We start from the raw sequence: 22,695 nt of genomic DNA on the forward strand, positions 1-22,695 counted from the left end.
GTTTAAGTTATTGTATTTACAAAGCTGTTCACCTAACAAGCAACTCAAGACGGACACAAACAGTTGGCTGTGCTCGTACCTCGCAAATTATAGCCAACTATTTTTAGCCGCTTAGTAGGGCGTTAGCATTACAAGGAAGCTTGAGTATTATAATTGATTATTCACAATATACTTTTGAAGACTTACTTGATGTAAAAGTAAATATTGATAAAGATAAATATCCAGAAAACTTTAACGCATTAATGTGCGAGTTATCAAAAAGGGATAATGAACTTGAGCAATTCAATATTGAAACCCTAGAAGAGGCAGTAGTAAAAAAAGAGATAATGAAGGTTAGTTGTTCTTTTAAAAGGGTTACTGGTGTTCTTTTTTTTAGTTTTATAGTTAGTATTCCTGTTGTACTGTCAGCAGAACCTAGTACATTCAAAGGCTTAGATAGGTTTTATTCCACACTTATTTTATTAATGGTTGGTTTGCCTTTGTTGCATTCTTTTCGAAGTGGTTGGACGTTAAGTAGGAGCGGCATAGTTACAGTCACCGAAGACGCTTTCTCCTTCACGATTATGCAATTGTTTTATGGGTATGTTTTTTGTTTAACTTTATTATTTACCGTAGCTAGGTGGTCGTAGTACAGCTAACAAGAAAATTAAGTGGGACTGCTAACAGTTGGCTAGGTTTCGCTCCGCTTTACATATTAGCCAACTATTAATCAGCCCCTTATTTGGGCGTTATATTCGTGAGGCACGATGAAATACCAGTTAATTCCTATTCTACTTTTAATCTTTTGTACATCTAGTGCTTTTGCTTGTTCACCTGGTACGCGATCTCATTTTTATATCGATTCAGATGCTGATGTAGAGTGGAGTAGTGATTTATTTCCCCCTGAGATAAACAGCATAAATATAGAAAGAGGGCAATTCCCCTGTAACCACGGAAGATTAAAAATCGAAGTGTCACTACCAAAGAATAGCTTTTATAAAATGACAGATGTAGGGTTTTATTTTATCCATGATAGCTACAATCTTATTGATTCGATTTATCCTGATAATCCGCTAATTGTCAGAAAGAGTGAAGATGGTAAATTCTATTTGGAATTTGAGTGGCTTGATTTTGAAAAAAAATTGAAGACATCATTTTATCTTGTAACTGTTCTAAAGGACTCTAGCATTAGCAGTTTAAGTAAGCGTATTACGATTAACGACGAAACCGAATATAACAAGCCACTCAAGCAGGACAAATAACAGTTGGTTTTGTTCGCTTCGCTCTCTATTATAACCAACTATTATTTGCCGCTTAATATGGGCGTTAGTTGCCTATGAAACTTAAGCGTGTAATTTACGAGTTGTTTGAAATTGACTTCGGTTCTCTGAAGGGACAATCAGATTCTGAATCTCATGAAATAGATCGTGAAATTTACTTAGAATTTGAAACGGGTGAAAAGTTTTATTTCTCTTGGTGTAACGAGCCTGTTCAATGTTGTATTGGGTTCAAGCCTGAAAGGTTCAACGAAAACGAACCTGATCATGTTATAGAAGCTACTAGCTGGAAAGTTTGGCGTGAACTAATAGGGCAAGATATAAGTTTTGTGTTTATTGATGAGTCACATCAAGTTTTAGAATTAAAAGGTCAGTCGTCATCTACCTATTTATCAAGCCAAGAAAACGGTTCTTGGGTAGCTGATGTATTACATATTTCAATAAGTTTACCGGTAATCGGCAACTAACAAGGCATTCAAACGGACAAAAAAAAGTTGGCTGTCGTTCGTTCCTCACTATTTTAGCCAACTAATTTTTGCCGCTTAATATGGGCGTTATGTGTAAATGATGAAACTGATATTATCGAGTCTATTTATAATCATATTATTATTAATTTATTTAATAGTGCCCAAAAATACAGCGGTATTAACAATAATTAATAGTTCTGATTTAATTGTGACTAATCTTGAAGTAAGTATTAGAGGTGAGCCTTGTATTAAGTCTCAATTGTTACCTCAAAAAAGCACAAAATGTACTTTTAAAATTAATGGCGATGCTGGTTATAAAATTTTATGGGATGGCAAAAAAGCAGAAGAACTTGGCTATGTAACTAACAGTATGGATTTTCGAGATCGATTAACAATATACAACAATGGCAAATTAGATTTAGAATCTGTTGCCTTGTAAATTACACATAACAAGCCATCAAGCAGGACAAATAACAGCTGGCTATTTGCTCCTTCGTCGCTTATTTTAGCCAACAATTATTTTCCTCTTAATGGGGCGTTATATTTTCAAAGAAGGTTGAGTATGCGAATTCTTTTAGCTTTATATTTCTTTTCATTTTTTACAAATGCAACTAGCTGTATTGCAAATGAAGAGTAAAATGCTAAATGGGATGCTACTTATGCAAATAAATTTAAAATAATTAGTAAGTTAAATAAAGGCAGTTTTAGTGTTGTCGTTTCAATGCCTAAATATATTGAAGAACAACCATTTAATTTAGCTGGGATCATTATCGGTGATGAAGATAATCCTAGTTTCTTTTCCTCATTAAAAGTTTTTGAAGATGAAGGTGAAACTAAAGTTTGGTTTCTAGTTAAAGCAGACTCAACTGAAAAGCATCAATTGATTTTTAGTTACGGAGATGGATGTGGTATATCTATAACTGTACCAGTTGTATTAAACTGAAAATATAACAAGCAATTCAAACGGACAAATAACAGTTGGTTTTGTTCGCTGCGCTCTCTATTTTAACCAACTATTATTGGCCGCTTAATTGGGCGTTATACGCAAGGATGAACATGGTCACAAATTTCACTAAATTTTTATTTACAGCTTTTTTGATAGTAACAATTTCTGGTTGCTCTTCTCGTGGTGCCGCTGAAGTAGGTTGTAATTTTACTTCTGGAGCCGATCATAATAAATATGACAAAGAAGCTTCTGGTAGCTCTAATTTTTTAAATAGTATCTTTTTAGGTTTATTCAATACTGTTTTACAAGGTGCGCATAGAGTTGTTTCACCAGACACTTACGACTCATGCGGTAAAGAAGATGTAGCAACTTGTATCGATTCTGATGGTAATATTAAGAAAGAATGTACATTAACTAAATAACTTATGGTTTAGTGTTATTTGCGTATAACAAGCCATTCAAGCAGGACAAATAACAGTTGGCTATTTGCTCCGTCGTCGCTTATTTTAGCCAACTATCATTTGCCTCTTAATGGGGCGTTAGGCATAACCATAATGTTCAAGTTGTATTCACTGTTAGCTCTTTCAATAATGATGTCTTCAGCATTCGCAGGAGTGAAAAAGGTTGAACCAATAACTTCCTATGGAGGTTTTACATACTTTGGTAGTTATGAGCCTGAAAAACCAAAATCTCCATTAGATATACCAAAAAATATCCGTTCACAACTAATTCAGCATCTAGTAAAACGACTAGGTTCAGAATTCTATAGCTCTCTTACTTTTAATGGGGGGCAGATTGTTAACATAGGTGAGCTATATGAAATGGAGCCGAATGTTAAAAATCACGAGTGGGAAGTTCATTCTTTCGATTTGCACTTTGAATTGAGTAAACCTGAAATAGGAATTCAATCATACATTGCACAGATACAGTTACGTCAAGATGGCTCAATTATAAATGAAATTAACTTACCGGATTTTTCAAAGAACCCAGAAAAATTAAAAATTTATTCCTTATCTGATGCATATAATAAATCTCAAGAGTCAGGATTTGACACCGAACATGTAAATGTTACTCTCGCCTATGATACTAAAACTGATAATTTAGTTTGGAAATTTGAGCAGAGAACCTATGATGATGGTTTAACCATGGTTTATAAAAACATTGAAATATCTGCGCATTCAGGTGAAATCATTAAAGAGTATCAAAGCCATGGAATACGATAATATGCCTAACAAGCCATTCAAGCAGGACTTTTAATAGGGCGTTAGAGTTTTCTCATGTCATACGATAAATTGTTAGTTGAGAGTAACGGTGAAGAATATCCGTATTCAGAATTGTTAGAAAATGAAAGGTACCAATATTTTATTAGTATTACTTGGGATGACAAAGATGGTGAACTAGTTGTTTTAAATACAGGCGCACATATAGAGTTTGATGTTGATGGTAGTTGGTTAATTTTTAAAGTTGCTCCTGAGAGTATATTTCAAAAGCGACTAAATTATCTGAAAGCGAGTTAGTTAGATTTCTTTCAATTCTAGAAGAGAATGTTGCAAGTGCAACGCTTCACTCTAAAGAAGAAATGGATTCTAAATATCAACATTATTTACAGAGTAAAAAACTCTAACAAGCCATTCAAGCAGGACTTTTAACAGTTGGTTAGGTTCCGCTTCGCTTCACATTATAACCAACAATTAAAAGCCTCTTAATGGGGCGTTAGAGTTACAAGGAGCTAGAAGTATTTTGGAATTCGAATTTTCTTTAAATAAAGATGATATTTTTAAAACGTGTCAAATAATACAGAAGTCGAATAAAAAGCCGAAAGGAGCATTTGTGAAGCTATTCGGTTTACTTTCTGCTTTTTTATTTATTTATGGGTTTAACCATTATCAATCTGGTGGTCAACAAGGACTTGTATTTCTATTTGTTGGTTGTTTTACTGGGTTAGTTTACTCTGCAATACTTTTATCGTTCTACTCAACTCAAGGCCAAAATAACTTCAATCTGAATTCAGATGGTATGATTCTAAGCCAACGTAAGTTAACTATTTCTGACAAAGGCATTACTCAAGGAAATAGCAAATATACTACTATTTATTATTGGGGATCTATTAATAATATCATCGAATCTGATGAATATATTATAGTATTACTCGATAATTTATTATTTCAAACTATTCCTAAGTCGATCTTTAGTGAACAAAATTTAAACGACTTCATTGATTTAATAACTGAATATTATGGTGTTCCTAAAAAATTAATGTCATCTACTAACATAAATAAAGAAAATAAAGGGGAAGGGTGGTAATTGTAACTCTAACAAGACGTTCAAACGGACAAAAAACAGTTGGCTGTGCTCGTACCTCGCAAATTATAGCCAACTATTATTTGCCTCTTAATGGGGCGTTAGCAGGCTCTCGGGCTTTGCACTTATCAATCAACTTCAATTATTAAAAAGGAATTAAAATTATGGAAAAATCAAAAAACAAATATACAGCTGGAAGTTTAATGCTAATTACGATTGGAACTTTATTAAGCATTCAAAAACCACCGTTTTATTTAGATATAGTTATTTTATGTGCAGCTTTGGCTTTCGGCATAATCGGCTACAACAAGGGTGAGAAATAAGCGCACTGTTAACAAGGCGTTCAAACGGACAAAAAACAGTTGGCTTTTGTTCACTACGCTCTCTATTTTAGCCAACTATTTTCTGCCGCTTAACGTGGCGTTAGAGCTATAGGTCAATTTCTGGAGATGTAATGGATAATAGAGATGAGTTAATACGTTTTACTAAAAAGGGGATCGGTTTTCCATTTGCTGGATTAATCGTAATGTGCCTTTGCGCTTTAGTCATTAATTTTCTCCCACAAAGGCAGGCTTTGATAATGGTTATCTTTGCTACTGGTAGTACATTTCCAATAGCTTTCTTTATATCAAAAATATTCAAAGTTAATCCATTTGCTAAATTACCGCCATTATCAAACTTGGCCACAGTTTTAGCCAGTGCTCAATTTTTATATTGGCCAGTGCTTATCTTAGTACTTCAATTAACTCCCAATTGGTTTCCATTCGTTTTAGCTATTCTTTTTGGCTCTCATTTCATTCCTTTTGGATGGCTTTATAAAAGTAAAGCTTATTACTTTTTAGGTTTTGCTATGCCTGCTGTAGGATGTGTAATGGCTTTTGGAGGGAGCGAGTTTTCTTATACATATACTTTTTTAGCTCTTATCCCTCTGTATTTACTTACGTGTTTACTTCTTCTTAAAGAGAATTCAACAGTCAAATATGCAGTAATATAGCCCTAGCAAGGCGTTCAAACGGACAAAAAACAGTTGGCTGTTTCACTCCGTTCACAATTTTAGCCAACCGTTTTTAGCCGCTTAATATGGGCGTTAGGTTACATGGAGAGTAATTTGAAGTATCCAGTATTTATCACATCATTTTTATTATTGATTTATTGCGCCTCAGGCTTTTATTTACCTTCATATGTTGAAGAGTTATCTATTATTGAACCTAAAACAGAGTTAATCGAGAAACTAGAATCTAAAATTGAAAGTGCTGATGAAGATATACTTAGAGGTTTAACGAGAATGATGTTGGATGATCTAAAGACGGACTTACCTAAAAGAAATGAAGTTCAGTATCATACGATAGGGATGTACTTGGGTTTTAATAAGATTTTAGTTGGTTTATTAATCTTTCATTTTATTGCATTATTTGGTTTTTACAGGGCTTGGCGTAAAAAGTAACCTAACAAGCAATTAAACAGGGATAAAAAACAGTTTGCTGTTTTCGTTCCTCAACATTTTAGCACACAATTTTTTGCCCGTTAATTGGGTGTTAGGTTAATAAGGAGGATTCACATTGAAGTGTCCACATTGCGATAAAAAAATAAGTCTATTTTCTAAAACTTTGAATAAATTTGGCAAAGTTAAAGTATGCCCTCATTGCTCTGAACAATTTAAATCATTTATAAATTTTAAAGTGGCCGCTATTTTATTTATACCTACTCTTGTATTATCGTTATTTATTTTAAAGCCATTCATTATATCCCTTGGACTCACTGGAGGTGTTTCTAAAGGTATTATGGGCGGATTACTTGTTTTATTATCTATGCGACTAAAGAAGCTAGATTAACCTAACAAGGCATTTAAACGGACAAAAAACAGTTGGCTGTTTTCACTTCGTTCACAATTTTAGCCAACAATTTTTTGCCGCTTAACGTGGCGTTAGTTGCCAAGGAGTTTGCATCATGGATGAGTCTACAGTTGAAGCTTTATTTATTATTATTTTCGCAGTTTTACCTTGTGGCATTTTCGGGTATCTAATCGCTTTTAAAGGGCGCAGAGGTTTAATTTCGGGTTACAGTGAAAAGAACTTTTCTAATCCTCAAGCATTTGGAAAAGGTGTAGGTGTAAGCCTAATATTGTTTTCTGTTTTTATGGTATTTATCGCATATTTTTGGCACTTGGGTCTCCTTACAGAAAACCGAATGGCTTCTTATGTTTTATTACTCATTATTGGTGTAGTGTTAAATTACTTTTATGGTATTGTTAAATATCGTAAAAAAGGCAACTAACAAGCAACTAAAACGGAACAAAAACAGTTGGTTAGGTTTCGCTTTACATTTTAACCAACTATTTTTATCCGCTTAAGTGGGCGTTAGTTGCCTTCTGCCATCACTTGTAGCGCATTAATCAAATTTAAAGTAAACTGTATATATACAACCGCATGTTAGGAGATGTTATGAAAGCTTTATTAGGTAATCTAGCCAAGAAAATAAAAGGCGACCCTTCTGGAAGTGAGCAGTTGAGAGCTTTTATATCTAGTAGCTCAAAAGAGTACGAAGTTATCACCTTGTCAAACGGTAAAAAATATCGAGTTTCTACTTCTCCTAAAGAGAAAGCCGTGGCATGAATATAGCTTTTCCTGCTTTTTTTATTTTAGTACTTATTATTCCCGGTTTTATATTCCAAAACTCTTACGAAAAATTAGAAAATACAAGTATAGAAAAAAAGCCATTTGATGTTTCTTCATCTTTGGCTTTTTTTTATGCGTTAATTTTACATGTTTTTTTAATTGCTGTTGTAGTGCCTCTATCAGGTAACGAAATTAATTACGATATCTGTATAAAACTGTTAACCGGCTCTAAATCAATCTCTGCATCTGATTTAGGAGCTATAAGCGGTAACATCACTAAGATTATTTTATATTTTTCTAGTTCTTTTTTACTTGCGTATGTATTTGGTAAATTTTTTCAAAAAATAATTTTTTATTTTAATCCCTACAAATCATCAAAGTATGCTTTTGACACTCCATGGTACTATGAGCTTACAGGTAAATTGTCTGAAACTCAGGACGCAGAGTTAATTAAATTATCCTGCTTAGTAGAGTCTAAAAACACATCCTTCTTATATTATGGTGTTCTTGAAGATTTTTATCTTGATTCTAACGGTCAATTGAATCGAGTTGTTTTATCTGGTGCAATGAGAAGACCAATAGAGTCAGACGATTCTGAACCAACAACCCCACCAACTACACGTTTTTATGAGATAAAGGGAGATCGCCTTATTCTCAAATATGAAGACATTAAAAATATAAATATTGAATATCTTTATATTATTGAGGAAGAGTAGGCAACTAACAAGTCACTCAAAATGACAAATAACAGTTGGCTGTGCTCGTACCTCGCAAATTATAGCAAGTTATTTTTAGCCGCTGAGTAGGGCGTTAGGTATCAATATAATTACTGGAGGATTTATGACCAAATCGGAGTTTGCAACCAAATTGGTAAGATACGAAAAGAAGCAAGCTAGAACTAAATGGGTGTGTTTTATTATTGGAATCTCTTTAGTTATTTTTGCTTTCATTCCAAATATTGATGTTTTTATAAATGAAAGTTTATTTTGGCTTCCATCAATTTTTTTTGCTTGTGCCGGTGGTTTTTATTTGAGTAAAGCATGGGATATCAAAGTTGGTACAGAAGAGCATGAGCTTTTAATTGATGCTTTAAATTTACTTTCTGATAAAACTGATACCTAACAAGCAACTCAAGACGGACACAAACAGTTGGCTGTGCTCGTTCCTCGCAAATTATAGCCAGCTATTTTTTGCCGCTTAATGTGGCGTTATATGTTAAAGAATATATTCCACATGGAGGTTATAAATGCGTAAAGTTGTAATATTTAACAAAACTAAAAAATGGTGGCATGAAACACCCAATTTAGACTTACTAAATTCTCAAATAGCTGAAATAGAGGGTGATAATTGGAAAGTTATTTCCGTAGCAGCCAATACAAATCTGTTTGGAATTGTCGCTTCATTCACGATATTAATAGAATCAATTGGTAATTAACATATAACAAGCCATTCAAGCAGGACAAATAACAGCTGGCTATTTTCTCCTTCCTCGCAAATTATAGCCACCTATTTTTAGCCGCTTAGTAGGGCGTTAGGCTTTTCTATAATTCAGGTGTACATGGATATTATGACGAATAAAAGTACCAAATTGGAAAAAGTAGGTTTTGTATTAGTCGCACTCATAGTTTTATTGCAGGGCTTTTATGGTACTTTTGCTTTCATTGACCCAACGATGTTTTCTGTTGTCAGAGGAACTGAACTTTTCTCGGTTATGGATGCTGACTGGGTGGCAATATATGGTTCTCGTACAATCTTTATTACCTTGATTTTCGGATATCTTTTATATACTCGAAATTATGCTGTTTTAATGTGGGGCGCATTATTTGCAGTTGTTATGCCAATTACAGATGGGTTACTTGCATATGAAGCTCAAGCACCATTTAAGGTTGTTGCTAAGCATGTTGTCACTATTTTATACTTATTAATTATATTCTTTGTCTTAAAGAAGGTTGTTGCCAACAAAGCCTAACAAGCCATTCAAGCAGGACTTTTAACAGTTGGCTAGGTTCCGCTTCGCTTCACATTTTAACCAACAATTAAAATCCCCTTAGTAGGGCGTTAGTTGTACAACCATTGAGTAAATCTTATGAAGCAAAAGTCTACTATTTTTTACTGGGTTATAGTGTTAATTTGTTTAATTGTAATACTAGTTGGTGTTTATCAATTAGGTAACATAATTGGTTCTGCGCTGTACTCCAGTAGTTTCAGTTTTGAATCAATTAGTATTTGGCAAATAGGGCTTATTGGTTCCGGCGTTTGCGGGATATTCGAATTTATAAGAACGATTAAAAAACTGAAAGTGTCACAACAGTACAACTAACAAGGCATTCAAACGGACAAATAACAGTTGGCTATTTGCTCCTTCGTCGCTTATTTTAGCCAACTATTATTTGCCTCTTAATGGGGCGTTATGTTTCTTTCAAGGATGGATTATGAATATACTAAAAGGGATTACTCTCACTGCTTTTTTAAGCTTATTAGTAGCATTGTTATTTGCTTTTTTTTATCGTTTACCAATCCCTATGGGAGGAATAATTGGTCCTTTTGGGGAGTATGGTTCGGGAAGCAATATCTTAGAAACGATTAAGATGGTATTCACAGCTTGGGTATTTTACGGGTTGTTTGGTGGTTTTATTGTTCTTTCAATTTTTGGTGTTCTTGCTGGATATTTTGGTTCTAAAGTTTCAGATACATCAATTAACTCAAGTCTAAAAATTATACAATACTCATTTATAGGAGGTTTTGTTCCCGTTTTATTTATTGCTACATTAGATTTTATTATTGGTCCGTGGTAAAAAACATAACAAGGCATTCAAGCAGGACTTTTAACAGTTGGTTAGGTTCCGCTTCGCTACACATTTTAACCAACAATTAAAAGCCGCTTAGTAGGGCGTTAGCAGTTTAAATGCATAGGTTGAATCATATGAACGTAGTATGTGAAACAGAACGACTATATATCAGACAGTTTAATACTCAAGATACTGAGTTTATTGTTAAGTTATTAAATGACGAGTCGTTCATTCGGAATATAACCGATAAAAAGGTTAGAACTAATGCTGATGCATTGAATTATCTTATTAATGGCCCTTTATCTAGCTATCAAACCTTTGGTTTTGGTCTTAGTTTGGTTTTACTCAAGGAAACAAAAACTCCAATAGGAATGTGTGGGTTGTTAAAAAGAGAAGAATTGGATTATCCAGATTTGGGTTATGCGCTTTTACCTGAGTTTTGCGGCAAAGGTTATGCAAATGAAGCGTCTTCTTCTCTTATCAAAGAAGAAATGGCTTCTTATTCTTTAAATACGGTTTTGGCTGTTACGTTTCTAAATAATTTAAGATCTAATAGTTTATTGAACAAAATAGGCTTTAAGTTGAAAGGAAATATAGAGTTGTATGGGTCTCAGAATAATTTATATGAGTACAGTTGTAAAACTGCTAACAAGCCATTCAAGCAGGACAAATAATAGTTGGCTCTTAATGGGGCGTTAGGCAAATTTGGAGATTTAATGAAATTTTTTACATTGTTTTTACTTGCTTTATCTTTATCTTCATTTGCGTCAGAAGAGTATTCCAATAAAATTTTTATGGAAATTGATAACGCATTGGTTAGTCAGTTATTGTATGTAAAAGAAAAGGAAATTTATACTCCTACTAATAAATTCGAACCAATAGTTAATTTTGCTTGTGGTTATAGTGTGTCTATCTATACGTTTGATGAACAATTAAAGTCAGAATATATTAATGGCAAGGTACGAGTTGTTTCTACTTTTAAATCAAGTGGTAATATAATATCTTATACGCCATTAAGGGATTTAAGTGGTTCTTCTATAAGACCTGCATTGTTTAAAGGCCACTATTTTATTTCCAAGTGATATTTTGCCGAACAAACAACTCAGACGGACACAAACAGTTGGCTGTGCTCGTATCTTGCAAATTATAGCCAACTATTTTTAGCCGCTTAGTAGGGCGTTAGGCAATATTAAATAAAGGGGTGCTTGGTTCATGTTAGATTCTTATTCAGTTGCTTTTTTCGGTATATTAATAATCATATTGACTGTTGTAGTACAAAGTCTTGTTGCGGCAAAATCTAAAGCTTCACAGCCAGATGCTATACCAGGAAAAATTGACTCATCACTAAGTCACTCTTCATTCGTGTTTCGTTCAAATAGAACATTCGCCAATTCTCTAGAAAATATCACGGTAATGCTTGGTGCTTCATTTTTAGCAATACTTGTTGGGGCTAATGTTTTTTGGACTGGAATCATAATTTGGGTCATGGCAATATCCAGAATAATTCACATGATTCTGTATTACGCGATATCAACAGAAAAAAATCCAAGTCCAAGAAGCTATTTCTATTTAATCGCCTTAGTAGCAAATATAATACTTCTTGGTTTATGTGGTTGGGCTATTGCCTAACAAGGGAATCAAAAGGACTAAAAAGTGCTGGCTGGCGTTCCTCACTATTTTAGCCAACAATTTTAGCCTCTTAATAAGGCGTTAGGCATACAAGGAGAGTTCAGTGAAAAAATTAACTTTAGTATTTATATCCCTTATTTTATCTTTTTCAAGTTCCGCGAATGACAAATTCACGACAGATCAGTTAATCGAAAAAGCTAAGGCATTTGTATCAGCAAAAAATGCTCGCCAACAACCAAATACAACTACTAAAGAAATTGACCATTATATATCGCTATTATCTGATGACTTTATTGATGAACATGTTAAATTCAAGTTTACGTATACTGAGAAGTCTAAACTCCGTACAGACATGGTTGGTAAACTAAAAGATGAAATTATAAGCAGTAATATTGAGATAAACGAAATTATGGTAGGGGCTAATGTTGTTTTTATAAAAATGTCTGAAATGGGTAAAGTTAAGCCTGCACATTTAGATAAAACTATTGAATATAGTAAAACTAATATTGTCTCATTAGAGTTTAACGAATCAGGTTTAGTAAAGCATATCCGCCGACACCACGGTTAATGTATACCTAACAAGCAACTCAAACGGACACAAACAGTTGGCTGTGCTCGTACCTCGCAAATTATAGCCAACTATTTTTAGCCGCTTAGTAGGGCGTTAGCATGATTAGGATGTTCAATATGAGACAAATGCTTTTATTAATATGGATGATAGTTTTTTGCCCAATTGTTCTTGCGGTAGAATCCGAAAAAGATATTCAATATCATCATGTTGTTGAAGAAACGATTGCAAACACTGGGTTTAATGGCACCGTTTTGATAAGTACAGATGGACGTATAATTTTTCATAAAAATATAGGGTTTTCCGATGATGATAGGAAAACCCTAATATCAAACAAACACTTGTTTTGCCCTGGCTCAGTAGGTAAAGAGTTTACTACCATATCGATTATGCAGCTCGTTGAGCAAGGGAAATTAAGTTATGAAGACAGCATTTCTGACTATATATCAGGTTTTCCTTCTTGGGCAAAAAATATAACTGTAGAGCATATACTTACTCATACTTCAGGTTTACCTAAGGTCAAATGGGAAAAATATATTGATACTTCCGATGTGATAAAGCAGATGAAAAATAGCACTCTAGCTTTCGAACCTGGAAATGATTATCTTTATACAAATTTAAATGTAGTTTTGCGAGCTTTGATTGTAGAGAGAATAACGGGCGACACTTATTCTAATTTTGCTAAAGAGTTTATTTTCGATGTTGCAGGAATGACTGATTCATATTTTCAAGTAGATGCTAATAATCTTTCCAAGTTAAAAGTAACAGGTGACTATCCAACTGCTGTGAATGGGGTGACTTTATATGTTACACCACTCGACTTGTTAAAATTTGAAACTGCCTTAAGAGGGTCCTTATTTCTGCCCATCGAGAAGATAAAAAAGGCCTTGCTAGGTGATGAATTATCCGGAAAGCGTAATCGCGCTTACTTTGACTTTGGGAAGTTTTACAACGATAAACATGGAAGTATTGTCTATTGGGAGCATGATGGTTCTAATCCTAGCCATCACACAATTAAACATTCTGATTTTAAAAACAACTATACAATAATACTAATGTCGAGTGATGGCAATAAATCAACTCTGTACAAAATTAGAAATGCGTTAAAGATCCAGTTAGGAAAGAATAATTCGGGTGAGACATAAGGACATCATGCTAACAAGCTGTTCAAGCTGTTCAAGCGGGACAAATTACAGTTGGCTGGTTCCGCTCCGCTTCACATTTTAGCCAACTACAATTTGCCCCTTAATAGGGGATAACTACGTAATCATTTAAATATCATTATGAACCGCAATGAACAATGTTATTATTTATCTATTTGATATTAAACGTTAATATTCAATTGCTCTTGTTTGTTGTTGTTCTTGGTTCTTGGTTGTAGCATAATGATGTTGCTACAAATGAGCTACAAGGATGATTACTATCTGCCAATTAAAAGTAAGATAACCAATATCAAAAATCTAGTACCAACCGATAAGCGTCTAAATGACACTGATATTTCTGGTTTTCATGCCCGTATTACTCCATTAGGTTTGATAACGTATTATCTGTTTTATCGCTTGAACGGAAAACAGGTAAATTACCGATTAGGTGTTGATGGTCAAATGACACCTGCTCAAGCAAGATATTTAGCAAAAGTAAAATTGCCGACGTTACTCAAGGTGTAGATGTTCAAGCGTTAAGAAAAAAGAACGTATTAGTACCAAGTATTCCAAATACCCTACACTCCAATACTTCTTAGATGTAAAAATACACACCTTGGCTTAAATCACGCAATCCAAAAGCAGCCGAAAATACAGTTAAAGCCTTTAAATCGTCATTTCCTAAGTTGATGGACTTTCAATTATCCGATATTAACGCGTGGGAGATCGAGAAATGGAGAAATAAGCGTTTAGCTGATGGTAGCCTGCAACCCTTAATCGTCAAATAAACACGATTAAGGGTTGTTTAAGTCGGGCGGTTGAGTGGGGTGTTATTGATAGTCATGATTTACGTAAGGTTAAAACACTAACTGTTGATAACTCAAAAGTACGTTACTTGTCTAAAGATGAGGAACGTAGATTACGTGAAAGCCTTAAAGCATGTGATACAGCGTTTTTAGAAGTCATCGTTTTACTCGCAATAAATACAGGCATGCGCAAAGGGGAGTTACTATCTCTACAATGGCATGATATTAATTTTGATAATAAAATACTGACAGTAGATTTTCAAAACGCTAAGTCTGGTAATACTCGTCATTTACCGCTTAATATAAAGGCGTTTAATGAACTTATCCAGTGGCAAAAACTATCAGGTAACGAAGGTTATGTTTTTAAAGATAGGAACAATCAACCTTTAAAAGACTTTCCCTCTCTTTGGGGGGTAATATTAGATGAAGCTAACATTGCTGATTTTCGTTTTCATGATTTACGTCATCACTTTGCCAGTAAGTTAGTAATGGCAAGCGTTGATTTAAATACAGTGCGTGAGTTATTAGGTCATAGTGATTTAAAAATGACACTAAGGTATGCGCATTTAGCGCCGGAGCATAAAGCGGCGGCAGTTAATTTGATTTGCTAATGACTTCTTCGTGCGCTTTACTTTAGAGATGATTTTTTTGCGATATATTTTCTAATGAATTATTCGTGTCTTATTACTGAGAAGTCTTAGTAATATCCATGTTCTGACAAAAATATAAAATTTGTATTTCCTAAAGCTATGAAATTATGGGATATTAATATCAATTAAATAATATTTATGGGGCGGACATTACTGAGAAGTCTCCATAATAACCTGTTAGGTTTAAAATAAACTATGAGTCATAAAATTGAAATCATTGAAAATCATGAGATAATTATAGTCACTTATGAAGGAATTATGACTTTAGAAGAACGATTGTCTTCAGTTCATGAGTTGTGTTGTAATTTTAATATTTTTAAGAGATTCAAGCTATTAATTGACGTTAGAAGTATAAAGCAAGAAATGACTAACATTGAACAGGAAATTTTTGGAAAGTATATAGCTACCAAAGAAGAGTTTAATATGGCCTCAGTCGCGGTGCTTGATAACATTGAAAAGCCCACGGATCAAATTGTAACTAAAGAAGCCGCTGAAATGGGTTATCAAATACAAAAATTCAATAGTGAAAAAGAAGCATTAGCTTGGCTTGAAAATTAAACCTAACAAGCTATTTAACAGAGAAAAATAACCGTTGGCTTTGTTCGTTCCTCACAATTTTAGCCAACAATTATTTGCCCGCTAATTGGGCGTTATGTACCAATTTATATAATCAAATTTTGGAGTTGTTTTGAAGAAAGTAATATTAGTTTTAGCTGTAGTTATCGTTGGATACTTTGTAAATTTAAAGTTTGTAGAGGTAGCATATTCATTAGGCTTTGCTGAGTTAAAAAAAGAAGCTGTATTAATTAATTCTGAAAAAATGAAAGTTAAATGTCATTCATATGCTCTTGGCTGGTTTGATGAAATTAAATTAGAGAATAAATTTCAAGCATGTGTCAACGAGCATGAAGCTAAAGGCTATAAGGTTGTTGATAGTTCTAGCACATAACAAGCAATTCAAACGGACAAATAACAGTTGGCTGTTTCACTCCGTTTACAATCTTAGCCAACAATCTTTTGCTGCTTAATGTGGCGTTATATGCAATTTATGGTTAAGAGTAATACCCAAGAGTATAGTATGAAAAATATAGTTGTAATTAGAGAATCACAAGAAAGTGATCACTCATTTATTTATGAACTGTCACCTAATTTAGCTGAAGTTGCTAAGTTAGAGTGGCACACTGATGATGTTATTCAAAAGATGCAAGACGATTACATTTCTGAAATGCTTGCTGAAACATTGCAACCTAATTCCACATTTATTGCTGAAAGTAATAATATCCCGCTGGGTTTTATTCATGTGCGCACACATAAAGATAGTATTTCGGGTGAAACGTGTGGAACTATACCGCTACTCGCTGTATTACCTAAGTCACAAGGTTTTGGTGTTGGTAAGCTTTTAATTACTCACAGTGAAAAGTGGGCTAAAAATTTAGGGTGTAGGTTGTTACATTTAGAGGTGTTTGCCAATAATACAAATGCAGAAAGTTTCTATCAAAATTTGGGCTTTAAACCTGAAACCGTTCACATGATAAAAGCAATATAGAGTCATTTGCATATAACAAGTTACTCAAACGGACGTTAAACAGTTGGCTAGCGTCCGTTCCTCGTAAATTTAGCCAACAATTTCGCGCCTCTTAGAAGACAAAGGTTTAACACTATTTATCAGGATTGATCACCAAAACAATGCCAAAGGTGTCAATTTGGAACTAAGGCCAACGGAAGTCATTATTTTTGGTAACCCTAAAATTGGGACTCTATTAATGCAATGTGCTCAAAATTCTGCAATTGATCTTCTCAGAAAGTTCTAATTACAGAAAATTCAGAAAACAAAGTTTGGCTTTCATATAACAACCCTGAATACATTAAAGTACGCCATCATATTCAAGGTTGAGATAAAGTCATAAATAAAATTTCAGCAGTACTTAATAAACTTAGCACTGCTGGAACACCCAAGTAGTAACCGCCTAACAAGGAGTATTCAAATTATGTCGTCTAATTTAAAATTGAATTATGTCGAGTTCCCCTCAAGTGATATAGCAGCTACAAAGCTTTTTTTCGAAAAAGCCTTTCACTGGTCATTTCAAGATTATGGCCCAGACTACTCTTCATTTTCAGACCAAGGTCTTGATGGTGGTTTTTATAAATCTGAGTTAACATCCACAGTTGCTAACGGTTCAGCTTTGTTGGTTCTACTAAGTGAGAACCTTGAAACATCTCTTTCTAATGTTGAGCTAGCTGGTGGGGAAATTACAAAAGCTATTTTTTCATTCCCTGGAGGTAGTCGTTTTCACTTTATCGAACCAGGCGGTAATGAATTAGCGGTGTGGTCAAAATTAGCACATAACAAGCCACTTAATTAGGACGTTTAATGATTTTGCAGATTTCGGCATAATTTAACTTTAAAAGGGAATTAAATGAAAGTATCACCGAGTCAGTTATTTAGTTTGTTACTTTATTTCAGTTATTAAGGAAAGTTTAGTGTTTAAAATTATAATTTTGGTATCAAGTTTATTTCTTGTATCGTGTGTGACTGTTGCACCAGTTGTGAATTCAAATAGTCCTATCAACATTTATGGCGTAACGACATTCCCTCCACAAAATGGAAGTTGGGTGGTTATGGCGGCTTCAGGCTATCAGTCATCTCTTGCCCGCAAAGGTTCTAATAAAAATGAATCGTTTGTTGTAAACGTTTCTATATTTCAGTTGCCAATATTAGACTCAGATCACAAGCTTCTAGAACATATTGTAAATTCAAGAGCTTCTACTCCAAGAACAGGACGATTTGAAAACCAACAAAATATCGAAAACCTATCGACACTTAACGGTGCTGTTTGCGTAAAATACCATTCAATATCAAAAGATACGAATGCAAAAATTGAAGGAGGTAAGGCCTTAATGTTATTGGAAAGTATTGGCTATAATTGTCAACACCCCAAAAAGAATACTGTAGGTGTAAATATTGAGTATTCGAGTCGTTACTTTGAAGGTAGCGAAAACTCATCATTAGAAAATGATAGTGATGCATTTTTCAATAACGTTAAGTTTACCGAGTTTTAGTAGCATAAAAAGCCGTTAACAGGGCGTTAGTTACCAAAGGGAATTGTATGTGTAAAATTCAAGATGATTAAATTCTATTTCTGCATGGGTTTTTGGTTATACGTACGGTAAAGGTATTCAATTCAAAAAAGGTAAGAGTCCAGCCTCAAAATTGGAATGTCATGATGTATTGATTCCTTATATAAAGGAATACTGCAATACTAATAATGACTCTACACTTTTCCATGCATTGGATAGTTATGCCACTTAAGTAGCTTTATAACTTCTAGGGACAATTATGAATCAAGAGCATGGTAAAAATATCATCTCAGTTGAAGGTGATATAATAATATCTAAAATTATAGGGGCGTTTAATGTCGAAGGTGTTAATAAATCAATTACAGATCTAAAAACTGTCGTTGATAGTTTTTGTCAAAATAAATTTAAATTGTTGATTGATTATATTGATGCAGAGGGAGCTACACCCGAAGTATATGAGAAAATAAATGAGTGTAATATCTGGTTGAATAGTCAAAATATGGTGGCTAAGGCGTTAGTCACGAATTCTAATGTAGCGCTTAGCATTTTAGAAAGTAGAACGCCTGCTAGAAGTTCATTAAATGAAAGAATTTTCGACGACAAAGCTAGTGCAATGAGTTGGCTTAAGTCGCAGACATAACAGGCGGCTCAATACGGACAACAAATAATGGGCTGTGCTTATTTTTGGCTAATTATAGCGAATTTTTATACTTAAGGAGGAGTAGATTTGAAGTATATATTTTTTTTTATTACTTTGTTGTAGTGGCAGATCTCAAGCAAGCGACCATTACATGGCATTGCAAAGTACATATTTCGCGTTGGTTACCGACGTTTTTTTAGTCAAAACTTAGATTTTAATGCGCTACCTGAAAACAAAGTGGTCAACTTAACTTATTGGGGCAGCAGACCAAAAGCTGAAATTAACTACAATGGAAAAAGCTTATCGATTACTTGCCATAATAACGAACTTAAACGCTTGTATAAAAAATTAACGAAAGAAAAAATTATTGATCTCTATCCCTCAATGATAAGTTGGTTAAGAAACAATTCAAAAACACATACAAGTGTGTAAAACAGCATAACAACAGTAAATTTTGCTGCTTTACTGAACATTTTAACTAACGATTAAAAGTCTCTTAAAGGGACGTTATATTTATGGAGTATTTAGGTTGTTATTTCCAGTATTAGAGACTAATCGTTTAAGGTTAGATAAATTAGCGAGTGCAGATTCAAATAGTTTATTTGATTTATTCTCTAACAATTCAGTTGTTGAATATTATGATCTAGAGGCCTTTACTGAGCGATCACAAGCGATTAATTTAATAGCGTTTTTTAACGATCGCTTTAAAGACAATTCTGGTATTCGCTGGGCTATACGTTTAAAAAAAACCAATCAATTAATAGGGACTTGTGGCTTTAATACGTGGAGTTCTAAAATGAAAAACACTGTTATAGGTTATGATTTACTGCCTAACTTCTGGGGTAACGGTTTCACAACTGAAGCGGTGAATAGGATTGTTAAATCAGCATTTTCTGGTGAGTTACCGTGTGGTAAGTTGAATCGTATTCAAGGTGATACCGTTCCAGGGAATTCAGCCTCAGAGGCTGTTTTACTCAAAGTAGGCTTTAAAGAAGAAGGTATTCGCCGTCAAAGTGGATATTGGAAAAATCAGTTTCACGATCTTAAATGTTTTGGCTTAATTAAGTCAGAGTATCGTGAGATATAACAAACCGTTTAAGCGCGAAAAAATTTCACCTAATCGAAATCATTCCTTTTTCTATGGAATTTTATGTCAGCAACCTGACAGTAAAGGCCATACGCAAAATTTATTTCAAAGCATCTAGACAAATACCAATGTGGCAACACATTAAATTTCTCATCGGGTTATTTACGGCCATTATTCCTGACGATTAATATGTTATTGAAGACTAACCCGCTTCTTAATGACATTTATATTAATAAAAGTGACATGTTTTCTTAACCTAAACGTCATTACTTTGAACATATTTAGTCATATTTCAAAGGCATGCTATCGGCATTATAAATACTCAAAAATGTCCTAAAGGGAAAACAATGTCTAACTCTCGTAAAAAAAGTTTAATTGCTTTAGCTATATCATCAACATTTGCGTTTAATGTTTTAGCAGAAGAAGTGAAAACCCAAGAAAGCACCATGGAAGAAGTGTCTGTTGTTGCTAAAAAGTTATCTCATGCCAACCATGAAATTGACGTGAAAATGGTGCAACAACAGTCGAGCATAACCAGTGTCTTAGCGTTAATGGACAACTTGCCCGGTATCAGCATTAACGAAGGCGATGCTTTTGGTGGTGATGATTGGTCTACTTCCATAACGATGCGTGGCTTTAGTATTGATGGTAATCAACAACAATTAGGCATGACTATTGATGGAATTCCTAATGGTGGCTCTAACTATGGCGGTGGTGCAAAGGCCAACCGTTATCTTGATTCAGAAAACATGGAGACTATACAAGTATCACAAGGTACTTCAGATATTTCTTCGGCCTCATTAGATGCCTTAGGGGGAACATTTAACTTTGTCAGTGCGATGCCCGCTTTTGAAAAAACAACGAAATTTGCCTTAACTAAAGGTGATCATGATGCGACAAGATATTTTGTTCGCCACGACACTGGCCTATTGTTTGACAATACGTACGCCTACGCTAGCTATTCATCAACATCAACCAGTCGTTGGGTTGGCGAAGGTTCAAATGGTGGAATGGCAAGAGAGCATGCTGAATTTAAATTTGTTACCGAATTAGGCCAATTAAATATTACTGGGCGTTTGTCTTACGATGATGCCGATGAAGACAATTATAACTCAGTCAGTAAGACCCAATTTGATCAATCACCTGACTGGGATCAATTAACGTGGAATTGGACGGGTGTTCCTCATTTTGATCAAATGTTTGCTGAAGGCTGGTCAACCTTGCGTGAAAATACGTTAGGTTATTTAAAATTTGAATACGATATTTCATCAACGATGGGTTTTCAAATCTCGCCTTATATGCACAACAATACCGGACGTGGTGATTGGATCCCACCTTATTTAGTGTCTGCAGTTAATGCTCAAGGTGAGCCAACCACAGAAGGTGGTTCTATCGACAGCCAATATGGCTTTACTGATCCACTAGGTAACCCTTTAGCACCTTCGGCTGGGTGTACCGACAATTTAGCTTATCCTTGGGACTCAGGCCCAGAGTTAGCGCCTTCTTGTTACGACCGAAGCGCCGTTCCTGTTATGTCATATCGTCATACTCACTACAAAAAAAGCCGTTTAGGTATGACCGCTAATTTTGATTGGTCAATTGGCATCAATGATATTTCTCTGGGTTTATGGACTGAAACTACAGACCGTGACGAGTCACGTGACTGGCATAAAGTTATAGACGCTCGTGTTTATCATCACTTTGATGAAACGCCTTATTGGACACAATATAGTAATAGTTTTCAAACAGACACCTTAAAGCTCTACGCCCAAGACACGCTAGATTTTGGTGATCTTACGGTTAACCTAGGCATGCAAAAATACTTTGTTGATGTAGAAAAATACGATAACTTTGCAAAAGGTGTTACGGGTGAAGTAAACAGTGACTCTGATGTTTTATTAAGTACGGGTGTTATTTATAGAGTTAATGACACGACTGAAGTCTTTGCGGGTTACAGTGAAAACTTCTCAGCAATTAAAGATGGTGTTTTAGAGCGAGATTCATCAACACTTAATGAAATTGAGCCTGAAACAGCTGAAAACATTGATGTTGGTGTACGTTATAACAATGAAAACATTGATTTTTCTGCAACTTACTATTCAATCTCATTTGATAACCGCATCACGTTTATCTCTCCAGGTAGCGATACCTCAGGTATTGATTACAGCATAGGTACCAATGGTACTTATCTTAATGTAGGTGGCATCGACTCTACAGGGTTTGAAATAAGTGCCAGTTACCGTTTTAACGAGAATTGGGATATTTATTCGTCGTACACGAACAACGATTCAACATATGTCGGTAATGCCCCTGGGTTTGAATCAGGTAGTAAAGTGATTGATTCGGTTGACGATATGTTTGTTTTATCGACTAACTACACACTTGAAAGTTTTCGATTGGGGCTTTCTGCCAAGTATACCGGTGAACGTGGCGATGCAGATTCCTATACGGTTGTTGACTTTAACGCAGGTTATGGCGCAAGTATTGATAGCAATGTCCTTAAGTCTTTTGACTTAGCATTCGTGGTTAATAATTTAACAGATGAAAGTTTCTTGTCGACAGGGACAGGTAATGGCACTGCTTTCTTTATTGGTGCACCTCGTACAGCATCAATGACCTTAACGGTAAGCTTTTAATCTTAGCGTTGGGTGAATGAGCGTTATATTTAATAAAAACCAAGTAAATTTTATTTACTTGGTTTTATCTATTTTTAACCCCTTT

General features: G+C 34.5%; 35 protein-coding genes. All 35 read left to right on the top strand.

The features are described from left to right. Positions 1–140 precede the first annotated feature (140 nt). The 35 genes from H4J39_RS02980 (at position 141) to H4J39_RS03145 (ending at position 22,610) form a co-directional block, all read left to right on the top strand. Positions 141–629, top strand: a complete 489-nt coding sequence (locus H4J39_RS02980) for a hypothetical protein (protein ID WP_182225929.1) — start codon at positions 141–143, stop codon at positions 627–629. A gap of 117 nt (positions 630–746) precedes the next feature. Then, complete coding sequence (locus H4J39_RS02985) at positions 747–1,241, top strand: hypothetical protein (RefSeq protein WP_182225930.1); 495 nt, start codon at positions 747–749, stop codon at positions 1,239–1,241. A gap of 74 nt (positions 1,242–1,315) precedes the next feature. Further along, positions 1,316–1,723 carry a hypothetical protein gene (locus H4J39_RS02990; protein WP_182225931.1) on the top strand — a complete coding sequence of 136 codons (408 nt, stop codon included), beginning with the start codon at positions 1,316–1,318 and terminating at the stop codon, positions 1,721–1,723. Positions 1,724–1,820: 97 nt separating this feature from the next. After that, complete coding sequence (locus H4J39_RS02995) at positions 1,821–2,162, top strand: hypothetical protein (protein ID WP_182225932.1); 342 nt, start codon at positions 1,821–1,823, stop codon at positions 2,160–2,162. A gap of 282 nt (positions 2,163–2,444) precedes the next feature. Then, positions 2,445–2,666, top strand: coding sequence for a hypothetical protein (locus H4J39_RS03000; protein WP_182223891.1), 222 nt, complete (start codon positions 2,445–2,447; stop codon positions 2,664–2,666). Positions 2,667–2,779: 113 nt separating this feature from the next. Continuing rightward, on the top strand, positions 2,780–3,091 hold the full coding sequence (locus tag H4J39_RS03005) for a hypothetical protein (protein ID WP_182225933.1): 312 nt from the start codon (positions 2,780–2,782) through the stop codon (positions 3,089–3,091). Positions 3,092–3,223: 132 nt separating this feature from the next. Further along, positions 3,224–3,892: a hypothetical protein gene (locus H4J39_RS03010; RefSeq protein WP_182225934.1), complete on the top strand. Its 669-nt coding sequence runs from the start codon at positions 3,224–3,226 to the stop codon at positions 3,890–3,892. 54 nt (positions 3,893–3,946) lie between these two features. Next, a complete protein-coding gene (locus H4J39_RS03015) occupies positions 3,947–4,186 on the top strand; it encodes a hypothetical protein (protein ID WP_182225935.1) in 240 nt (79 codons plus the stop codon). A gap of 223 nt (positions 4,187–4,409) precedes the next feature. Beyond that, a complete protein-coding gene (locus H4J39_RS03020) occupies positions 4,410–4,973 on the top strand; it encodes a YcxB family protein (protein ID WP_182225936.1) in 564 nt (187 codons plus the stop codon). A gap of 161 nt (positions 4,974–5,134) precedes the next feature. Continuing rightward, entirely contained in the window at positions 5,135–5,293 is a 159-nt protein-coding gene (locus tag H4J39_RS03025) for a hypothetical protein (protein ID WP_182225937.1), read from the top strand. Between the two features lie 131 nt (positions 5,294–5,424). Further along, a complete protein-coding gene (locus tag H4J39_RS03030; protein WP_182225938.1) occupies positions 5,425–5,964 on the top strand; it encodes a DUF7010 family protein in 540 nt (179 codons plus the stop codon). Positions 5,965–6,078: 114 nt separating this feature from the next. Beyond that, complete coding sequence (locus tag H4J39_RS03035) at positions 6,079–6,414, top strand: hypothetical protein (protein ID WP_182225939.1); 336 nt, start codon at positions 6,079–6,081, stop codon at positions 6,412–6,414. A gap of 503 nt (positions 6,415–6,917) precedes the next feature. After that, entirely contained in the window at positions 6,918–7,244 is a 327-nt protein-coding gene (locus H4J39_RS03040; RefSeq protein WP_182225940.1) for a hypothetical protein, read from the top strand. A 167-nt stretch (positions 7,245–7,411) separates the two neighbouring features. Continuing rightward, positions 7,412–7,582, top strand: coding sequence for a hypothetical protein (locus H4J39_RS03045; protein ID WP_182218451.1), 171 nt, complete (start codon positions 7,412–7,414; stop codon positions 7,580–7,582). Then, positions 7,579–8,301, top strand: a complete 723-nt coding sequence (locus H4J39_RS03050) for a hypothetical protein (RefSeq protein WP_182225941.1) — start codon at positions 7,579–7,581, stop codon at positions 8,299–8,301. Before H4J39_RS03045 ends, H4J39_RS03050 begins: the two co-directional genes overlap by 4 nt. A 124-nt stretch (positions 8,302–8,425) precedes the next feature. Continuing rightward, positions 8,426–8,707, top strand: a complete 282-nt coding sequence (locus H4J39_RS03055; RefSeq protein ID WP_182225942.1) for a hypothetical protein — start codon at positions 8,426–8,428, stop codon at positions 8,705–8,707. A 124-nt stretch (positions 8,708–8,831) separates the two neighbouring features. Continuing rightward, positions 8,832–9,020 carry a hypothetical protein gene (locus tag H4J39_RS03060; protein WP_182225943.1) on the top strand — a complete coding sequence of 63 codons (189 nt, stop codon included), beginning with the start codon at positions 8,832–8,834 and terminating at the stop codon, positions 9,018–9,020. Positions 9,021–9,152: 132 nt separating this feature from the next. Next, the gene (locus tag H4J39_RS03065) at positions 9,153–9,554 is read left to right on the top strand and encodes a DUF4267 domain-containing protein (protein WP_259368738.1); all 402 of its coding nucleotides are present in this window, start codon (positions 9,153–9,155) and stop codon (positions 9,552–9,554) included. Positions 9,555–10,017: 463 nt separating this feature from the next. After that, entirely contained in the window at positions 10,018–10,380 is a 363-nt protein-coding gene (locus H4J39_RS03070; RefSeq protein ID WP_182225945.1) for a hypothetical protein, read from the top strand. Positions 10,381–10,508: 128 nt separating this feature from the next. Then, positions 10,509–11,048, top strand: a complete 540-nt coding sequence (locus H4J39_RS03075) for a GNAT family N-acetyltransferase (RefSeq protein WP_182225946.1) — start codon at positions 10,509–10,511, stop codon at positions 11,046–11,048. A 42-nt stretch (positions 11,049–11,090) separates the two neighbouring features. Beyond that, the gene (locus H4J39_RS03080) at positions 11,091–11,456 is read left to right on the top strand and encodes a hypothetical protein (RefSeq protein WP_182225947.1); all 366 of its coding nucleotides are present in this window, start codon (positions 11,091–11,093) and stop codon (positions 11,454–11,456) included. Positions 11,457–11,586: 130 nt separating this feature from the next. Then, positions 11,587–12,003, top strand: coding sequence for an MAPEG family protein (locus tag H4J39_RS03085; protein WP_182225948.1), 417 nt, complete (start codon positions 11,587–11,589; stop codon positions 12,001–12,003). A 103-nt stretch (positions 12,004–12,106) separates the two neighbouring features. Then, positions 12,107–12,571: a nuclear transport factor 2 family protein gene (locus H4J39_RS03090; protein ID WP_182225949.1), complete on the top strand. Its 465-nt coding sequence runs from the start codon at positions 12,107–12,109 to the stop codon at positions 12,569–12,571. A gap of 119 nt (positions 12,572–12,690) precedes the next feature. Further along, complete coding sequence (locus H4J39_RS03095; protein WP_182225950.1) at positions 12,691–13,716, top strand: serine hydrolase; 1,026 nt, start codon at positions 12,691–12,693, stop codon at positions 13,714–13,716. A gap of 240 nt (positions 13,717–13,956) precedes the next feature. Then, positions 13,957–14,238, top strand: a complete 282-nt coding sequence (locus tag H4J39_RS19065; RefSeq protein WP_259368739.1) for an Arm DNA-binding domain-containing protein — start codon at positions 13,957–13,959, stop codon at positions 14,236–14,238. Positions 14,239–14,608: 370 nt separating this feature from the next. After that, complete coding sequence (locus H4J39_RS19070) at positions 14,609–15,130, top strand: site-specific integrase (RefSeq protein WP_259368740.1); 522 nt, start codon at positions 14,609–14,611, stop codon at positions 15,128–15,130. Positions 15,131–15,364: 234 nt separating this feature from the next. Continuing rightward, entirely contained in the window at positions 15,365–15,727 is a 363-nt protein-coding gene (locus H4J39_RS03105) for a hypothetical protein (RefSeq protein ID WP_182225951.1), read from the top strand. Positions 15,728–15,857: 130 nt separating this feature from the next. Then, positions 15,858–16,118 carry a hypothetical protein gene (locus H4J39_RS03110; protein ID WP_182225952.1) on the top strand — a complete coding sequence of 87 codons (261 nt, stop codon included), beginning with the start codon at positions 15,858–15,860 and terminating at the stop codon, positions 16,116–16,118. A gap of 129 nt (positions 16,119–16,247) precedes the next feature. Further along, entirely contained in the window at positions 16,248–16,715 is a 468-nt protein-coding gene (locus H4J39_RS03115) for an N-acetyltransferase (RefSeq protein WP_182225953.1), read from the top strand. A 157-nt stretch (positions 16,716–16,872) separates the two neighbouring features. Next, positions 16,873–16,980: a DUF302 domain-containing protein gene (locus tag H4J39_RS19075; RefSeq protein ID WP_259368741.1), complete on the top strand. Its 108-nt coding sequence runs from the start codon at positions 16,873–16,875 to the stop codon at positions 16,978–16,980. Positions 16,981–17,157: 177 nt separating this feature from the next. Continuing rightward, complete coding sequence (locus H4J39_RS03125) at positions 17,158–17,532, top strand: VOC family protein (RefSeq protein WP_182225954.1); 375 nt, start codon at positions 17,158–17,160, stop codon at positions 17,530–17,532. A 118-nt stretch (positions 17,533–17,650) separates the two neighbouring features. Next, positions 17,651–18,229, top strand: a complete 579-nt coding sequence (locus H4J39_RS03130; RefSeq protein ID WP_182225955.1) for a hypothetical protein — start codon at positions 17,651–17,653, stop codon at positions 18,227–18,229. Positions 18,230–18,506: 277 nt separating this feature from the next. Continuing rightward, the gene (locus tag H4J39_RS03135) at positions 18,507–18,887 is read left to right on the top strand and encodes a hypothetical protein (protein ID WP_182225956.1); all 381 of its coding nucleotides are present in this window, start codon (positions 18,507–18,509) and stop codon (positions 18,885–18,887) included. Positions 18,888–19,416: 529 nt separating this feature from the next. Then, positions 19,417–19,974, top strand: coding sequence for a GNAT family N-acetyltransferase (locus H4J39_RS03140; protein ID WP_182225957.1), 558 nt, complete (start codon positions 19,417–19,419; stop codon positions 19,972–19,974). A gap of 347 nt (positions 19,975–20,321) precedes the next feature. Further along, entirely contained in the window at positions 20,322–22,610 is a 2,289-nt protein-coding gene (locus H4J39_RS03145; protein ID WP_182225958.1) for a TonB-dependent receptor domain-containing protein, read from the top strand. Positions 22,611–22,695 lie beyond the last annotated feature (85 nt).

The organism is Colwellia sp. Bg11-12 (assembly GCF_014076955.1).
Taxonomy (GTDB): domain Bacteria; phylum Pseudomonadota; class Gammaproteobacteria; order Enterobacterales; family Alteromonadaceae; genus Colwellia_A.

Bases quoted from the DNA above. Each gene is read 5' to 3' on its own strand.
- H4J39_RS03040 (WP_182225940.1), top strand. From the start codon at position 6,918: ATGGATGAGTCTACAGTTGAAGCTTTATTTATTATTATTTTCGCAGTT.
- H4J39_RS03015 (WP_182225935.1), top strand. From the start codon at position 3,947: ATGTCATACGATAAATTGTTAGTTGAGAGTAACGGTGAAGAATATCCG.
- H4J39_RS02995 (WP_182225932.1), top strand. From the start codon at position 1,821: ATGATGAAACTGATATTATCGAGTCTATTTATAATCATATTATTATTA.
- H4J39_RS03030 (WP_182225938.1), top strand. From the start codon at position 5,425: ATGGATAATAGAGATGAGTTAATACGTTTTACTAAAAAGGGGATCGGT.
- H4J39_RS19065 (WP_259368739.1), top strand. From the start codon at position 13,957: ATGATGTTGCTACAAATGAGCTACAAGGATGATTACTATCTGCCAATT.
- H4J39_RS03010 (WP_182225934.1), top strand. From the start codon at position 3,224: ATGTTCAAGTTGTATTCACTGTTAGCTCTTTCAATAATGATGTCTTCA.
- H4J39_RS03055 (WP_182225942.1), top strand. From the start codon at position 8,426: ATGACCAAATCGGAGTTTGCAACCAAATTGGTAAGATACGAAAAGAAG.
- H4J39_RS03085 (WP_182225948.1), top strand. From the start codon at position 11,587: ATGTTAGATTCTTATTCAGTTGCTTTTTTCGGTATATTAATAATCATA.
- H4J39_RS03005 (WP_182225933.1), top strand. From the start codon at position 2,780: ATGGTCACAAATTTCACTAAATTTTTATTTACAGCTTTTTTGATAGTA.
- H4J39_RS03115 (WP_182225953.1), top strand. From the start codon at position 16,248: ATGAAAAATATAGTTGTAATTAGAGAATCACAAGAAAGTGATCACTCA.
- H4J39_RS03050 (WP_182225941.1), top strand. From the start codon at position 7,579: ATGAATATAGCTTTTCCTGCTTTTTTTATTTTAGTACTTATTATTCCC.
- H4J39_RS03025 (WP_182225937.1), top strand. From the start codon at position 5,135: ATGGAAAAATCAAAAAACAAATATACAGCTGGAAGTTTAATGCTAATT.
- H4J39_RS03080 (WP_182225947.1), top strand. From the start codon at position 11,091: ATGAAATTTTTTACATTGTTTTTACTTGCTTTATCTTTATCTTCATTT.
- H4J39_RS02990 (WP_182225931.1), top strand. From the start codon at position 1,316: ATGAAACTTAAGCGTGTAATTTACGAGTTGTTTGAAATTGACTTCGGT.
- H4J39_RS03000 (WP_182223891.1), top strand. From the start codon at position 2,445: ATGCCTAAATATATTGAAGAACAACCATTTAATTTAGCTGGGATCATT.
- H4J39_RS03105 (WP_182225951.1), top strand. From the start codon at position 15,365: ATGAGTCATAAAATTGAAATCATTGAAAATCATGAGATAATTATAGTC.
- H4J39_RS03060 (WP_182225943.1), top strand. From the start codon at position 8,832: ATGCGTAAAGTTGTAATATTTAACAAAACTAAAAAATGGTGGCATGAA.
- H4J39_RS03075 (WP_182225946.1), top strand. From the start codon at position 10,509: ATGAACGTAGTATGTGAAACAGAACGACTATATATCAGACAGTTTAAT.
- H4J39_RS03125 (WP_182225954.1), top strand. From the start codon at position 17,158: ATGTCGTCTAATTTAAAATTGAATTATGTCGAGTTCCCCTCAAGTGAT.
- H4J39_RS02985 (WP_182225930.1), top strand. From the start codon at position 747: ATGAAATACCAGTTAATTCCTATTCTACTTTTAATCTTTTGTACATCT.
- H4J39_RS03065 (WP_259368738.1), top strand. From the start codon at position 9,153: ATGACGAATAAAAGTACCAAATTGGAAAAAGTAGGTTTTGTATTAGTC.
- H4J39_RS03135 (WP_182225956.1), top strand. From the start codon at position 18,507: ATGAATCAAGAGCATGGTAAAAATATCATCTCAGTTGAAGGTGATATA.
- H4J39_RS03070 (WP_182225945.1), top strand. From the start codon at position 10,018: ATGAATATACTAAAAGGGATTACTCTCACTGCTTTTTTAAGCTTATTA.
- H4J39_RS03145 (WP_182225958.1), top strand. From the start codon at position 20,322: ATGTCTAACTCTCGTAAAAAAAGTTTAATTGCTTTAGCTATATCATCA.
- H4J39_RS03095 (WP_182225950.1), top strand. From the start codon at position 12,691: ATGAGACAAATGCTTTTATTAATATGGATGATAGTTTTTTGCCCAATT.
- H4J39_RS03045 (WP_182218451.1), top strand. From the start codon at position 7,412: ATGAAAGCTTTATTAGGTAATCTAGCCAAGAAAATAAAAGGCGACCCT.